Source organism: Burkholderia pulmonis (genome assembly GCF_984667975.1).
The window spans coordinates 2,959,935-2,974,612 of sequence record NZ_OZ480186.1; the positions used below are offsets into that span (position 1 = coordinate 2,959,935).

General features: G+C 69.6%; 13 protein-coding genes. 7 read left to right on the forward strand and 6 right to left on the reverse strand.

Annotation, left to right across the window (positions count from 1 at the left end; translation table 11 throughout):
• Positions 1 to 4 precede the first annotated feature (4 nt).
• Positions 5 to 1,300, forward strand: a complete 1,296-nt coding sequence (locus tag AC5LXK_RS13750) for a DUF72 domain-containing protein (protein ID WP_493389302.1) — start codon at positions 5 to 7, stop codon at positions 1,298 to 1,300.
• 24 nt (positions 1,301 to 1,324) lie between these two features.
• On the opposite strand, the gene msrA is transcribed toward AC5LXK_RS13750, so the two are convergent.
• Positions 1,325 to 1,885, reverse strand: a complete 561-nt coding sequence (gene msrA / locus AC5LXK_RS13755) for a peptide-methionine (S)-S-oxide reductase MsrA (RefSeq protein ID WP_175848009.1) — start codon at positions 1,883 to 1,885, stop codon at positions 1,325 to 1,327.
• Between the two features lie 575 nt (positions 1,886 to 2,460).
• Between msrA and AC5LXK_RS13760 the strand changes: the two genes are divergently transcribed.
• From AC5LXK_RS13760 to AC5LXK_RS13770, 3 genes are all read left to right on the forward strand, one after another.
• Positions 2,461 to 3,867 carry a selenium-binding protein SBP56-related protein gene (locus tag AC5LXK_RS13760; protein WP_493389303.1) on the forward strand — a complete coding sequence of 469 codons (1,407 nt, stop codon included), beginning with the start codon at positions 2,461 to 2,463 and terminating at the stop codon, positions 3,865 to 3,867.
• Positions 3,864 to 4,529, forward strand: a complete 666-nt coding sequence (locus AC5LXK_RS13765) for a hypothetical protein (protein WP_493389304.1) — start codon at positions 3,864 to 3,866, stop codon at positions 4,527 to 4,529. Before AC5LXK_RS13760 ends, AC5LXK_RS13765 begins: the two co-directional genes overlap by 4 nt.
• 293 nt (positions 4,530 to 4,822) lie before the next feature.
• Complete coding sequence (locus tag AC5LXK_RS13770; protein WP_059233351.1) at positions 4,823 to 5,332, forward strand: flavin reductase family protein; 510 nt, start codon at positions 4,823 to 4,825, stop codon at positions 5,330 to 5,332.
• Here AC5LXK_RS13770 and AC5LXK_RS13775 read toward each other — a convergent pair.
• On the reverse strand, positions 5,319 to 5,819 hold the full coding sequence (locus AC5LXK_RS13775) for an Lrp/AsnC family transcriptional regulator (protein ID WP_006477992.1): 501 nt from the start codon (positions 5,817 to 5,819) through the stop codon (positions 5,319 to 5,321). The two genes, AC5LXK_RS13770 and AC5LXK_RS13775, sit on opposite strands and share 14 nt — an antisense overlap.
• A 129-nt stretch (positions 5,820 to 5,948) precedes the next feature.
• Here AC5LXK_RS13775 and kynB point away from each other — a divergent pair, with 129 nt between their 5' ends.
• From kynB to kynA, 3 genes are all read left to right on the forward strand, one after another.
• Positions 5,949 to 6,590, forward strand: a complete 642-nt coding sequence (kynB, locus tag AC5LXK_RS13780; RefSeq protein WP_493389305.1) for an arylformamidase — start codon at positions 5,949 to 5,951, stop codon at positions 6,588 to 6,590.
• A 25-nt stretch (positions 6,591 to 6,615) separates the two neighbouring features.
• Positions 6,616 to 7,869, forward strand: coding sequence for a kynureninase (kynU, locus tag AC5LXK_RS13785; RefSeq protein WP_493389306.1), 1,254 nt, complete (start codon positions 6,616 to 6,618; stop codon positions 7,867 to 7,869).
• 79 nt (positions 7,870 to 7,948) lie between these two features.
• Complete coding sequence (gene kynA, locus AC5LXK_RS13790; protein WP_493391225.1) at positions 7,949 to 8,872, forward strand: tryptophan 2,3-dioxygenase; 924 nt, start codon at positions 7,949 to 7,951, stop codon at positions 8,870 to 8,872.
• A 20-nt stretch (positions 8,873 to 8,892) separates the two neighbouring features.
• On the opposite strand, the gene AC5LXK_RS13795 is transcribed toward kynA, so the two are convergent.
• The 4 genes from AC5LXK_RS13795 to mdlC form a co-directional block, all read right to left on the reverse strand.
• Positions 8,893 to 10,290: an MFS transporter gene (locus AC5LXK_RS13795; protein WP_493389307.1), complete on the reverse strand. Its 1,398-nt coding sequence runs from the start codon at positions 10,288 to 10,290 to the stop codon at positions 8,893 to 8,895.
• Positions 10,291 to 10,554: 264 nt separating this feature from the next.
• A complete protein-coding gene (locus AC5LXK_RS13800) occupies positions 10,555 to 11,499 on the reverse strand; it encodes a ketopantoate reductase family protein (RefSeq protein WP_493389308.1) in 945 nt (314 codons plus the stop codon).
• A 14-nt stretch (positions 11,500 to 11,513) separates the two neighbouring features.
• Positions 11,514 to 12,965, reverse strand: a complete 1,452-nt coding sequence (locus AC5LXK_RS13805) for an aldehyde dehydrogenase (RefSeq protein WP_493389309.1) — start codon at positions 12,963 to 12,965, stop codon at positions 11,514 to 11,516.
• A 29-nt stretch (positions 12,966 to 12,994) separates the two neighbouring features.
• Entirely contained in the window at positions 12,995 to 14,602 is a 1,608-nt protein-coding gene (mdlC, locus tag AC5LXK_RS13810; protein ID WP_493389310.1) for a benzoylformate decarboxylase, read from the reverse strand.
• Positions 14,603 to 14,678: the final 76 nt, after the last annotated feature.

A 14,678-nucleotide genomic window follows, 5' to 3' on the forward strand; every position in this document is an offset into this window, starting at 1 on the left:
ATGCATGGGTGACGGCAGGACGCGGCGCAAGGCGCCGCCGGAACGACAGCAGCACGACGATGCGGACGGGTCGCACGCCGACGGACAATTCGACCTGTTCGGCGTGCCGACGGATGCCGCACGCGCGTCGCCTGCGAGTGACGACCGGCCCGCCGGCACCGATGAACACGTGATGCCGGACGCGCACGACGACGCGCAGCCGGCGCCGCGCACCCGCGCGCCCTCCGCCCCCGCCGGCGACGAACCGGCAGCCTCGTCCGGCCTGCTGTGGGACGAACCGTCCCCGCCCGCCGCGCCGCCCAAGAAAGGCCGGCGCAAGCGCGGCGTGCTGCCCGCACCGATCGCGGCGGACGTCGCCGATGCGGCGGCCGGCCTGCCGCCGAACGTCAGGCTCGGCACATCGTCGTGGTACTTCCCGGGCTGGAACGGCATCGTCTACGACGGCGATTTCGCGCAGACGAAGCTGTCGCGCGAAGGGCTCGAAGCGTACGGCGCGCATCCGCTGCTGAAAAGCGTGAGCCTCGACCGGTCGTTCTACGGCCCGCTGTCGGTGGCCGACTACCTGCGCTACGCGCAGCAGGTGCCCGACGATTTCCGCTTCGTCGTGAAGGCGCCGGCATCGGTGACCGACGCGGTGATCCGCGGCCGGCGCGGCGAGCCGTCGGGGCCGAACCCGACCTTTCTCGACGCGTCGCTCGCGACCCGCGAATTCGTGCAGCCGTGTCTCGAAGGACTCGGCCGGAAAGCGGGCGTGCTCGTGTTCCAGTTCTCGCCGCTGCCCGACCAACTGCTTGCCGAACCGGCCGCGTTGATCGACCGGCTGACCGCGTTTTTCGCGGCGCTGCCGCCGCTGCCGCCCGAAGCCGACAGCACGCGCTATGCGATCGAAATCCGCGACGCGAGCCTGCTCACGCCGCGCTTCATCCGCGCACTGGCCGCACTCGGCGTGCGCTACTGCGTCGGCCTGCATGCGCGGATGCCCGACCCGCTGCGCCAGGCCGCCGCGCTCGCGCTGCTCGACGGCGACACGCCGGGGCCGCTGATCGTGCGCTGGAGCCTGCACGGCGGCTTCAAGTACGAACAGGCGAAAGCGAAATACGAGCCGTTCGACAAGCTCGTCGACGAAGATCCGGCCACCCGCTCGGCGCTCGCGGAACTGGCCGCGCGCTACGCGCTGGCCGGGCAGCCGGTGATCATCACGATCAACAACAAGGCGGAAGGCTCCGCGCCGCTGTCGTGCATCGCGCTGGCGCGCGAAATCGCCGCCGCGTGCGCGCAGTGGCGCAACGAGGCGGCATAACGCCCGTTCCTTCCGGCCGCGCGCTTACGCGCCGCGCAGCGACTTCAGCCGGTGCGAGAACTTCTGCCGGAATTTCGCGAGCTTCGGCCCGATCACGACCGAGCAGTAGCCCTGCCCCGGGTTCTGCGCGTAATAGTTCTGATGATAGTCCTCGGCCGGCCAGTAGTTGCCGTCGAGCGGCACCACCTGCGTGACGATCGGCTGCCCGAACACCTGCTCGCGCTCGAGCTCACGGATCACGTCGAGCGCGGTGTCGCGCTGCGCATCCGAATGCGTGAACACGACCGACCGGTACTGCGTGCCGGTGTCGTTGCCCTGCCGGTTCAACTGGGTCGGATCGTGCGTCGCGAAGAAGATCTCGAGGATCTCGCGATAGCCGATGCGCGCCGGATCGAACGTCACGTTGACGACTTCCGCGTGGCCCGTATCGCCTTCGCAGATGTCGCGATAGCCGGGATTGCGCGTATGGCCGCCCGCGTAACCCGACTGGACGGCCGTTACACCGTCGACGTCGAGAAACACGGCCTCGGTACACCAGAAACACCCGCCTCCCAGCGTCGCGGTTTCAAGCATCTCGTTCCCCATGAAATCAGCCCTCGTTGATGACGGCAGCCGGCACGCATGCGCCGGCGCCACCGTTTCGCCTCGCCGCCGCCCGCACGTGATGCGCGACGAACGGCACTCCGGCAAGTATCTCACTCGCGCGCGAACCTGGCAGACATGGCGGCCACCGCGCGCGACCGGCCGCGCATTTCTCGTCTACACTTAGGCACGCACAAGCGGCGGCAAACCCGTCGCGCCAGCCAAGCGTCCGATGCACGCCCGACCCTGATGCAAACATCATCTGCCGGAACATCGATATGCACGCCTTAACAGACATCGCCCGCTTCGCGGGCCCGGTCACCGCGACCTCGCGCGCCGGCACCTCGATCGCACCGTTGCGACGGCGCGCACCCGTCTCACGGCGGGCGCCACGATTCGGCAATTCGCCTTCAACCGCTTTCACGATCTGACGCACGGCGCCGCACGCGTTGCCGACGCGCGCACCCGCCTGCCGATCGCTCCCGCCGGCGCGATGCGCGCCGCACGGCCCCCGCAGTCCGCACGTCCGCAACGAACGGCCGTGCATCCACGATCCGACACCATGAGAGGGCATCACCATGAGCATGCGGCCTGACCCGACGTTTCACGCCTCGCCCGAGCTTGCGATGCAGGCGCCGGCGGAAGCGTTTGCCTATACGTTGTTGCTGAGCCCCGATTTTTCCAGAGCCGACGCGCTCGCCGTGATCGACGTGAAGCCCGGTTCGCCGACCTACGGAAAGATCGTGCACACCGTGACGATGCCGAACACCGGCGACGAGTTTCACCACTTCGGCTGGAATGCGTGCTCGTCGTCGCTGTCGCCGCTGACCGGCCATGCGTTCCTCGAACGCCGCTTCCTGATCATCCCCGGCCTGCGCTCGTCGCGCATCTACGTGATCGACACGAAGCCGCATCCGACGCAGGCGCGCATCCACAAGATCATCGAGCCCGACGAGATCTTCGCGAAGACCGGCTATTCGCGGCCGCACACCGTGCATTGCGGCCCCGAGGGCATCTACGTGAGCACGCTCGGCGGCGCGGGCAAGGACGGCACCGACGGCGCGCCCGGCATCTTCATCATGGATTGCGAAACCTTCGACGTGCTCGGCCGCTGGGAGATCGATCGCGGCTCGCAGGACAAGCATTACGACTTCTGGTGGAACCTGCCGCGCGACTACATGGTGTCGAGCGAATGGGCGCTGCCGCCGCAATTCGAGAACGGCATCGTCCCCGAGGACCTGCTCGCGAACAAATACGGGCACCGCCTGCATTTCTGGGACCTGCGCGCGCGGCGCAACGTGCAGACGATCGATCTCGGCGCGCAGCACCAGATGGCGCTCGAGGTGCGGCCCGCGCACGATCCGGCACGCGAATACGGATTCGTCGGTGTCGTGGTCGACACGACGAATCTCGAAGGCTCGATCTGGACCTGGTGGCGCGAAGGCGGCAAATTCCATGTGAAGAAGACCGCGACGATCCCGGCAGAGCCCGCCGCAGCCGATGAACTGCCGCCGTTGCTGAAATCGTTCGGCGCGGTGCCGCCGCTCGTGACCGACATCGACCTGTCGCTCGACGACCGCTTCCTGTACGTGTCGTGCTGGGGCACCGGCGAGATGCGTCAGTACGACGTGTCGGATCCGCACAACCCGGTGCTCGCGGGGTCGGTGCGCATCGGCGGCATCGCGCGCCGCGCGCCGCACACGAACGGCCGCAGGTTCGCGGGCGGGCCGCAGATGGTCGAGATCAGTCGCGACGGCCGCCGCGTGTACTGGACCAACTCGCTGTATTCGACATGGGACGACCAGTTCTATCCGGACGGCGTGCCGGGCGCGCAGGTGCTCGCGCATGCGGGGCCGGACGGCGGCCTGACGCTCGCCGACGACTACTGGGTCGAGTTCCCCGACGGCTACCGCGCGCACCAGATCCGGCTCGAAGGCGGCGACTGCTCGACCGACTCGTTCTGCTATCCGTCGGCCGGGCGTTGAACGCCGGCCTGCACGCGCAAGCCGCCCTGTGGGCGGCCGTGCTCGCAAGCGGCGTCTATCACGGGCTCAACCCCGCGATGGGCTGGCCGCTCGCGGTGTCGAACGCGCTGATGACGCGCCGCGGCACCGCGCTCGTCGCGGCGCTCGGGTATCTCGCGCTCGGCCATGCGCTCGCGGTGTTCGCGGTGATGCTGCCGTTCGGGCTGCTCGCCGCACTGCTCGCGTGGCAATCGGCGATCCGGATCGGCGCGAGCGCGCTCGTGATCGGCTTCGGCGCGGTGCTGCTGATCCGGCGCCGGCATCCGCGTGCGCTCGCGCGGATCCCGCCGGCGCGGCTCGGCCTGTGGTCGTTCGCGGTCGCGCTCGCACACGGCGCGGGGCTGATGCTGGTGCCGATCTACCTCGGGCTGTGCGGGCTCGACGGCGATGCCGGCCACCGCGCGGCCACGATGCTCGTCGATGCGCATCTCGGGATGGCGTTGGTCGTCGCGGCCGTGCATGCGGCCGCGATGATCGCGGCCGGCGGCGGGCTCGCGTGGCTCGTGTACCGGTATCTCGGGCTGAAGTTCGTGTCGCGGAGCTGGTTCAATCTCGACGCGGTGTGGGCGTCGAGCCTGATCGTGACGGGGGCGCTGTCGCTCGGGCTGGCGGCCGCGCGATAGCGCGGGATCGATGGTCGGTGCGATGCCGCGATGCATACCGGAGCAGCGGGCACGCTCAAAAAAACGCGCCAGAACGGCGCTGCCGGCCGCCCGCGACGGCGCACCGGGCAACGCGCGGCAGTGTTCGCTACGCCACCCTGCCCCCGCGATACGCCGTCCGGTCGGGCCCGGCGGCCCCGATTCCGCTAAAATCGGGCCATGCGCACCCCTTTCCAATCGACCGCCTTGTCGCCTTTCGTCCGCCGCGCCCGCGTCGCGCCGCGCCTGCCCGTCCCGTTCCGGATGGTGGCCCGATGAGCCGCGCCAACCCGCCGGATTTCGACGCGGCCGCCTTCCGGCAGGCACTCGGCCAGTTCGCGACGGGCGTGACGGTGATCACGACGCGCGCGCCGTCCGGCCAGCTGATCGGCATCACCGCCAGCTCGTTCAATTCGGTGTCGCTCGATCCGCCGCTCGTGCTGTGGAGCCTCGCGCACAAATCGGCGTCGACGCCCGTGTTCCGCGGCAACAGCCATTACGTGGTGAACGTGCTCGCGGCGTCGCAGCTCGACCTGTGCAAGCGTTTCTCTACCTACAAGGGCGACCGCTTCGAAGGAATCGCACATGCGGCCGGCAACTCCGGGATGCCCGTGCTCGACGGCGCGCTCGCGTGGTTCGAATGCCATAACCGCAGCCGTTACGACGAAGGCGATCACGTGATCTTCGTCGGCGAAGTGGAACGCTGCGGCGTGCGCGCGGTATCGGACACGGCACCGCCGCTCGTGTTCCACGGCGGCGGCTTCCACGGCCTCACACCGCTTTGATCGCTCCCGTGCGCGCCAGCCCGACCGGCGCGCCGGCTTCGTCCTTCAGCGTCTGCAGCACGATGTTGGAACGGATGTCCATCACGCCCGGCGCCTTGTAGAGCCGGTTCAGCACGAAATCCGAATAGTGCTTGAGGTTGTGCGCGAGCACGCGCAGCAGATAGTGGCTTTCGCCCGTCACGACGAACGCGCCGACCACCTCCGGCCATTCGCGCAGCGCTTCCGCGAAGCGCTCGTGCCATTGATTCTCTTCGTTGCGCATCGACACCTGCACGAACGCCTCGAGCTCGAAGCCGAGCTTCTCGCGGCTCAGGCACGCGCGATAGTGCTCGATCACGCCCTGCTCCTCGAGCAGGCGCATGCGGCGCAGGCAGGCGGATGGCGAAAGCGAAATGCGTTCCGCCAGGTCGAGATTGCTGATTCTGCCCTCCTCCTGCAGTACCGCCAGAATCCGGCAGTCGGTGGCATCGAGCGTGATCGCGTGCATTTTTGGTCCCCGTTTTCCCTCTGAGTCGAATTATCTGCCAATCCGGCGGATTGTCCATGTTTATTTCGCAAGCACTTTCTGCGAGCGTCCACCTATCATTCGAAGCATCGATTCACGATTCGTCATGCCATGGACACACTCTGGGACATCTCGCCGCCTGTCAGCCCCGCCACTCCCGTGTGGCCGGGCGATACGCCGGTTTCCGTCGAACGCGTGTGGCGGATGGAGGCCGGCTCGCCGGTCAACGTCGCGCGCCTGACGCTGTCGCCGCACACCGGCGCGCACTGCGACGCGCCGCTGCACTACGACGCCGACGGCGCGCCGATCGGCGCCGTGCCGCTCGACACCTACCTCGGCCCGTGCCGCGTGATCCATTGCATCGGCGCGTCGCCCGTCGTGCAGCCGGCCGACATCGCGGCCGCGCTCGACGGCGTACCGCCGCGCGTGCTGCTGCGCACCTGTGCACGCGCCAGCGTCGAGCAGTGGGACAGCGATTTCTGCGCGGTCGCGCCCGAAACCGTCGACCTGCTCGCCGCGCGCGGCGTGAAGCTGATCGGCATCGATACGCCGTCGCTCGACCCGCAGGAGTCGAAGACGATGGACGCGCACCACCGCGTGCGTGCCCACCGGATGGCGATTCTCGAAGGCATCGTGCTCGACGACGTGCCGCCCGGCGACTATGAGCTGATCGCGCTGCCGCTGAAGTTCACGACACTCGACGCGAGCCCCGTGCGCGCCGTGCTGCGCACGCTGCCCGCGCGTGCCGCCTGATTACCCCGACCTACGACCCCACATCATGATCAAGACCCGTGAAGATGCGCTCGCGCTCGACCGCGACGACCCGCTTGCCCCGCTGCGCAACCAGTTCTCGCTGCCCGACGGCGTGATCTACCTCGACGGCAACTCGCTCGGCGCGCAGCCGCGCGCGTCGGCTGCCCGCGCGCAGCAGGTGATCGGCGCCGAATGGGGCGAAGGCCTGATCCGCAGCTGGAACACGGCCGGCTGGTTCGCGCTGCCGCGCCGTCTCGGCGACAAGCTCGCGACGCTGATCGGCGGCGCGCCCGGCGAGACGGTCGTCACCGACACCATCTCGATCAACCTGTTCAAGCTGCTGTCGGCGATGCTGCGCCACCAGGCCGAACGTGCGCCCGAGCGCCGCGTGATCGTGTCGGAACGCTCGAACTTCCCGACCGACCTGTATATCGCGCAGGGGCTGATCGAGCAGCTCGGCGGCGACTACGAACTGCGCCTGATCGACGATCCGGCCGACCTGCCGGCCGCGCTCGGCGCGGACACGGCCGTCGCGATGATCACGCACGTGAACTACCGCACCGGCTACATGCACGACATGCCGGCCGTCACGCAGCTCGTGCACGACGCGGGCGCGCTGATGCTGTGGGATCTCGCGCACTCGGCCGGCGCGGTGCCGGTCGACCTGAACGGCGCGCGCGCGGACGGCGCGGTCGGCTGCACGTACAAGTACCTTAACGGCGGCCCCGGCTCGCCAGCGTTCGTGTGGGTGCCGCAACGCCATCTCGCGCATTTCTCGCAGCCGCTGTCCGGCTGGTGGGGCCACCGCGCGCCGTTCGCGATGCAGCCGGGCTTCGCGCCCGACCCGGGCATCGCGCGCTTCCTGTGCGGCACGCAGCCGATCGTGTCGATGTCGATGGTCGAATGCGGGCTCGACGTCTTCCTGCAAACCAACATGCAGACGATCCGTCGCAAGTCGCTCGCGCTGACCGACGCGTTCATCGCGCTCGTCGAAGCGCGCTGCGCGGGCCTGTCGCTGAAGCTCGTCACGCCGCGCGCGCATCACCAGCGCGGCTCGCAGGCCAGCTTCGAGCATCCGCACGGCTACGAAGTGATGCAGGCGCTGATCGCGCGCGGCGTGATCGGCGACTACCGCGAGCCGTACGTGCTGCGCTTCGGCTTCACGCCGCTCTATACGCGCTTCGCCGACGTGTGGGATGCCGTCGAGACGCTGCGCGACATCCTCGCCACCGACGCGTGGAAGGCGCCCGAGTTCGCCGAGCGCGGCGCGGTGACCTGACCGGTTTTGCCCGGCGCGCGCAAGCCGCGCGCCGCGCGTTCGTCATTCAAATCTGGAGAAAGTCGTGAATTCTGGTCATATGCAGCCACCCGGCGAAGAAGCGCCGGCGGGCTGCCCGTTCTCGGGCGCACGCGCCGCACAACCGGCGCAAGCCGCGCACGACGCGCCGCACGTGCCGGGCGACGCCGGCTGGCACGACGCGCAGCTCGATTTCTCGAAATCGATGAGCTACGGCGACTACCTGTCGCTGAATTCGATCCTCGACGCGCAGCATCCGCTGTCGCCCGATCACAACGAGATGCTGTTCATCATCCAGCATCAGACGAGCGAGCTGTGGATGAAGCTCGCACTGTTCGAACTGCGCGGCGCGCTCGATGCGGTGCGCACCGACGCGCTGCCGCCCGCGTTCAAGATGCTCGCACGCGTGTCGCGCATCCTCGAACAGCTGGTGCAGGCGTGGAGCGTGCTGTCGACGATGACGCCGTCCGAGTATTCGGCGATGCGGCCGTATCTCGGCCAGTCGTCGGGCTTCCAGTCGTACCAGTACCGCCAGCTCGAATTCCTGCTCGGCAACAAGAACGTGCAGATGCTGCAGCCGCACGCGCACCGGCCCGACATCCTCGAACAGGTGCGCGCGACGCTCGAAGCGCCGTCGTTCTACGACGAGGTCGTGCGCCTGCTCGCGCGGCGCGGCTTCCCGATCGCGCCCGAGCGGCTCGATCGCGACTGGACGCAGCCGATGCGGCACGACGAGACGGTCGAAGCCGCGTGGCTCGAGGTCTATCGTCATCCGCAGCAGCACTGGGAGCTGTACGAGATGGCCGAGGAACTGGTCGATCTCGAGGATGCGTTCCGCCAGTGGCGCTTCCGTCACGTGACGACCGTCGAACGCATCATCGGCTTCAAGCAGGGCACCGGCGGCACGAGCGGCGCGCCGTACCTGCGCAAGATGCTCGACGTCGTGCTGTTCCCCGAGCTCTGGCACGTGCGCACCACGCTGTAACGCACGTCATGGGCCCGCCGTCACGACGACGTGCGGGCCAGCTCCTCCCCTTCGCGCGGCGCCGCCTGCGCATGCGACAGCCGCGGGATGTGCCGCCGCATCGCGAGCAGCGCGATGCATACCACGCCCATCGCGACGGCCAGCATCGTCAGGTACGCGCCCGCGCCGCCCGCCGTGATCACGATCGCACCCGCGAACGCGCTGAGGATCGCGCCGAGCCGGCCGAACGCGAGCGCGCTCGCGGTACCCGTCGCGCGCACCGCTGTCGGGTAGATGTACGCGCAAAGCGCATACATCGTCGACTGCACCGCGTTGACGAACAGCCCGTGCAGGCCGAGCCCGACGATCAGCCAGCCGGTGTGGCGGCTTGCATCGACACCCATCAGCCACACCGCGCTCGCCGCGCCGCCGATGCTGCACACCGCGAGCGGCCAGCGCGACCCCGCATGCGCGATCGCCCATGCGCACAGCAGCGCGCCGATCACGCCGCCGAGGTTGTACGCGGTGAGCCCCGAGCCCGCGACCGACACGCTCAACCCGCTCGCCGCCAGCATCGTCGGCAGCCAGCTGAACGCCGCGTACACGGCGAGCAGGCACATGAAGAACGCGCACCACAGCGCGATCGTGTCGCGCGCCTGGCCGCGCTCGAACAGTGCGCCGAAGCCGCCGCGCCCGCCGGCCGCGCGGGCGTCCTTCATGTCGGTGAACACGGTGCCCGGCGCGACCGGCCGCTGCATCCGCGCGAGCAGCGCGCCGAGTTCCGGCCAGCGTGCGGGGCGCCGCGCGAGATAGCGCGGCGATTCGGGCAGCGCGCGCACGAGCACGAAGCCGAGCACGAGCGGCAGCGCGCCGCCCGCGAAGAACAGCCCGCGCCAGCCGTAGCGCGGCAGCACCTCGTGCGCGAACAGGCCGGCCAGCATCCCGCCGAGCGGCACGCAGACGATCGTCGCGGTCACCATCATCGTGCGGCGGCGCGCGGGCGTGTATTCGGCCGTCATCGTCGTGGCCGTCGGCAGCGCGCCGCCGATCCCGAGGCCGGCAACGAAGCGCAGCATCGCGATCGCCGCGACGTCGGGCGCGAAGCCGATCGCGCAGGTCGCGATGCCGAACAGGAACACGCTGCCGATCACGGCCTGGCGGCGGCCGAAGCGGTCCGCGACGATCCCCGCGCATGCGCTGCCGATGCCCATCCCGATCAGCCCGGCCGCGACGGCCGGCGCGAACGCGCCGCGCGTGATGCCCCATTCGCGGATCAGCACCGGAATCGCGAAGCCGATCAACTGGCCGTCGAAGCCGTCGAGCACGATCGCGAGCGCGGCGAGCAGCACCACGCAGCGCTGCATCGTCGTGAACGGCCCGTCGTCGAGCGTCGTGCCGATGTCCACTGACGGTGGCTGCAATCCGTCGCGCGTGCTCATGCGGCCTCCCGTGCGCCGCGCATCGGCGGCAACGTGCGCGAACGGCGCGCGGCAAGACTACGGCATTCGATGGCTTTCATGGCGTCTCCGGTTGCCCGGGCTGGCGCGCATGCGCGTGCCCGGATCTTTTGCTGCGCGGTCGACCGGCGTCGACGCATCGGCGCCGGTCGACCGCACCCTGTCCAGCCCTTCCCGATCCGACGCCATCGCGCATGCGCGGCGTCCGTATCGTCATGCGGCGCCAGCCGGCCGCCGGCCTGCTGCTCAGTTCATGCGTGCGTCGATCAGCCGGACGAGCGCCAGCAGCGTCTCGGCATGCGGCACCGCGACGCCCGCCTCGCGCGCGGCTGCGACGACCTTGCCGCTGATCGCGTCGATTTCGGTACGGCGGCCCGCGAGCACGTCCTGCAACATCGACGGACGATGGCCGCGATGCTCGCGAATTGCGTGTTCGACGTTGCGCGCAATGCGTTCGCCGTCGACGGCGATTCCCTTCGCCCGCGCAACGGCTGCCGTCTCGGCCGCGATCGCGAGCGCGAGCCGCGGCCCGTCCTCACGATTGCCGAGCTGGTCGACCGTGCAGCCCGTCACCGCGCACAGCGTGTTGAGCGCCGCGTTGAACGCGACCTTCTCCCAGATCGCCGCCCACACGTCGGCATCGAGCGTACAGGCGAGCCCCGCGCGTGACAGCGCGTCGGCCACGGTCGCCGCGAACGGGCGTGCCGCACCGTCGGCCGTCATCATGCGGATCGTGCCGGTGCCGTGCGAACGCACGTGTGCGGGCCCTGCCGCATCGGCCGGCCACGTGGTCACCCCGACGAGGATGCGCTCGAGCGGCACGAACGCATTCAGCGCCTCAACGTTGCCGAGCCCGTTCTGCAGCGTCAGCACGTAGGTGTCCGGTGACAACAGTGCATGCACGCCTCCGAGCGCGGTACGCGTATGCAGCGATTTCGTGAAAACAATCAGCAGGTCGAACGGTGTGCCGGGCGAGGCGAGCGCATCCGCGTTCGCCGCTTCCGGCCGCACGGCCTGCAGTGCGCGAATGCGCCGTTCGCCGCGATCGTCGTCGATACGCAGCCCGTCGCGGCGAATCGCGTCGAGATGCGCGTCGTTCACATCGATCAGCGTGACGGCTTCGCCGCTTTCGGCCAGCAGCCCGCCGAACAGCGAGCCCATCGCACCCGCTCCCAGAATCGCGATCCTCATCGTCGGCGGCCTCGTCAGAACGGATAGTGGCGCGGCGCGGTCTGCACGGTGATCCAGCGCAGGTCCGTGAACGCGGCGATGCCGGCCTTGCCGCCAAAGTGGCCGAAGCCGCTTTCCTTCACGCCGCCGAACGGCATCTGCGCCTCGTCGTGCACGGTCGGGCCGTTCACGTGGCAGATGCCCGACTCGATGCGTGCCGCGACGCGCAGCGCCCGCGCGACATCGCGGCTGAATACCGCCGACGACAACCCGAACGCGTTGTCGTTCGCGCAGCGGATCGCGGCTTCCTCGCCGTCGACGCGCACGATGCCCTTCACCGGGCCGAACGATTCTTCCGCATAGATCCGCATCGCCGGCGTCACATGGTCGAGCAGCGTGGCGGGGAACAGCGTGCTGTCGGCCTTGCCGCCGCACCGAAGCGTCGCGCCGTGCGCGAGCGCATCGTCGATCAGCGCGTTGCAGCGCTCGACGGCCTTCATGTCGATCAGCGAACCGAGCACGACGGGCCCTTTGCGCGGATCGCCGAGCGGCAGCGACGCGGCCTTGGCGGCGAGCTTCGCGACGAAGGCATCGGCGATCGAAGCATCGACGACGATACGCTCGGTCGACATGCAGATCTGCCCGGAATTCGCGAATGCGCCGAACGCGGCCGCCGCGACCGCCGCGTCGATATCGGCATCGTCGAGCACGACGAACGGCGCCTTGCCGCCGAGTTCCAGCACCGACGGCTTCAGGTGGCGCGCGCAGGCTTCCGCGACGATCCGGCCGACCCGCGTCGAGCCCGTGAAATTCACGCGGCGCACGGCCGGATGCGCGATCAGCGCATCGACGACGGCGCCCGCATCCTCCGGTGCGTTCGTCACGAAATTGACGACGCCCGGCGGCAACCCGGCTTCCTGCAGCGCCTCGACGATCAGTCCGTGCGTGACGGGACACAGCTCCGAGCCCTTCAGTACGACCGTGTTGCCGCACGCAAGCGGCAGCGCAAGCGCGCGCGTCGCGAGGATCACCGGCGCATTCCACGGCGCGATGCCGAGCACGACGCCGGCCGGCTGCCGCACGCCCATCGCGAGCGAACCCGGCACGTCGGACGGAATCAGTTCGCCGCCGACCTGCGTGGTCAGCGACGCGGCCTCGACGAGCCCGCTCGCCGCGAGGTGCACGTTGAAGCCCGCCCACAGCGCGGACGCGCCCGTCTCGGCCGCCATCGCGGCGACGAACTGCTCGTGTTTCGCTTCGAGCGCGGCGGCCGCCTTCAGCAGCAGCGCGCGACGCGCGCCGGGGCCGAGCGCGGCCCAGCCGGGAAACGCGCGGGCGGCCGCGTCGGCCGCCGCACGCGCATCGTCGACGGTGCAGGCGGGCGCTTCGGACGCGATTTCGCCGTCGAGCGGGTTGCGGCGTACGAAGGTCGCGCCGCTGGAAGAATGGCGGCGTTCGCCGCCGATCAGCATCGATACGGTTTGCATGGAATCTCCGGAATGACGCGCGCCGCGCGTCAGGCAATCTCGACTTCGACGACGACCGGCGTCGCGGCACGCAGCGCGTCGGTCAGCGTGTCGCGCAGCTGCGCCGCATCGGTCACGCGCACGCCACGGCAGCCCATCCCTTGCGCGAGTGCGACGAAATCCAGGTTCGGCAGATCGGTGCCCTGCACGGGATCGTCCGGACCGAAGCCGAACACGGGCGCGAAATCCTGCAGCGCCGCGTAGCGGCGATTGTTCAGGATCACGAACGTGATCGGCAACTTCAGCTGCGCGGCGCTCCACAGTGCCTGGATCGAATACAGGCTCGAACCGTCGCCGATCAGCCCGATCACGCGCCGCTCGGGGTGTGCCAGCGCGACGCCGACGGCAGCCGGCATCCCGTAGCCGAGCCCGCCGCTGTCCATCGTGTAGAACGTGCCGCTGTGCATGAACGGCAGATGCTCCTGCATCACCGGTCGTGCGCTCGGCGCTTCCTCGACGACGATGTCGTGCGCATCGCGCACGTCGGCGAGCGTCTGCAGCGCGAACGCGACCGACATGCGTTCGCCGGCAGCCGGCGCGTCGACGCGCACACGCGGCGGGCGCGGCACGGGCATTGGCCGCTCGGGCGGCGCCGAGCGCGCCAGCAAGTCGCGCGCGGCGAGCCGCAGGTTGCCGACGACCGCGTCGCCCGCCGGCGTCCATGCGGCGACGCCCGGATCGTCGACGAGCTGCACGAGTGCCGCGCCCGGCGGCACGTGCGGGCCGAAGCCTTCGATGTGATAGGTGAACGCGGGCGCGCCGAATGCGAACACGAGATCGTGACCGTCGAGCCGCGCGACGATCTTCTCGCGGATCGCGGGCAGGAAGCCGGCGAACAGCGGATGATCCTCGGGAAAGCTGCAGCGTCCCGACATCGGCGCGACGTACACGCGTGCACGGTGCCGCTCGGCGAGCCGCACGACGTCGTCCCATGCCCCCGCGCGATCGACGGCCGCGCCGACCACGAACGCGGGACGCCGCGCGGCGTCGAGCGCGTCGCCGAGCCGCGCGAGCGCGTCGGGATCGGGCCGCACGATGCTGGTGACGTCGCGCCGCGGCAGCAGTTCGGCCGGCTGATCCCAGTCGTCGACCGGGATCGACACGAACACGGGGCCGCGCGGCTCCTGCATCGCGATGCGGTAGGCCCGCGCGATCGCGGCCGGCACGTCCTGCGCCCGCGCGGGCTCGATGCTCCATTTCACGTACGGCTTCGGCAGCTCGGCGGCCTGCGTCGCGCCGAGGAACGGATCGAACGGCAAAATCGCGCGCGCCTGCTGGCCCGCGGTGACGATCAGCGGCGTGCGGTTCTTGAAAGCGGTAAACAGATTGCCCATCGCGTTGCCGGTGCCTGCCGCCGAATGCAGATTGACGACCGCTGCGTTGCCGGTCGCCTGCGCATGGCCGTCGGCCATCCCGACCACGACGGCTTCATGCAGGCCGAGCACGTAGCGGAAATCGTCCGGGAAATCGCGGAACATCGGCAGTTCGGTCGAGCCAGGATTGCCGAACACGCGGTCGATGCCGAACTGGCGAAGCAGGTCGATCACGGCATCGCGAACGGTGATCGGTGCGGCGGAAGGGGGCGGATGGCCGGACATGCTCGGGTGTCTCCTCGATGGCTTGGCGGTTTCCACAGTATCGAAGCGCAAGCCATTCACGGATACTGTATTTTCT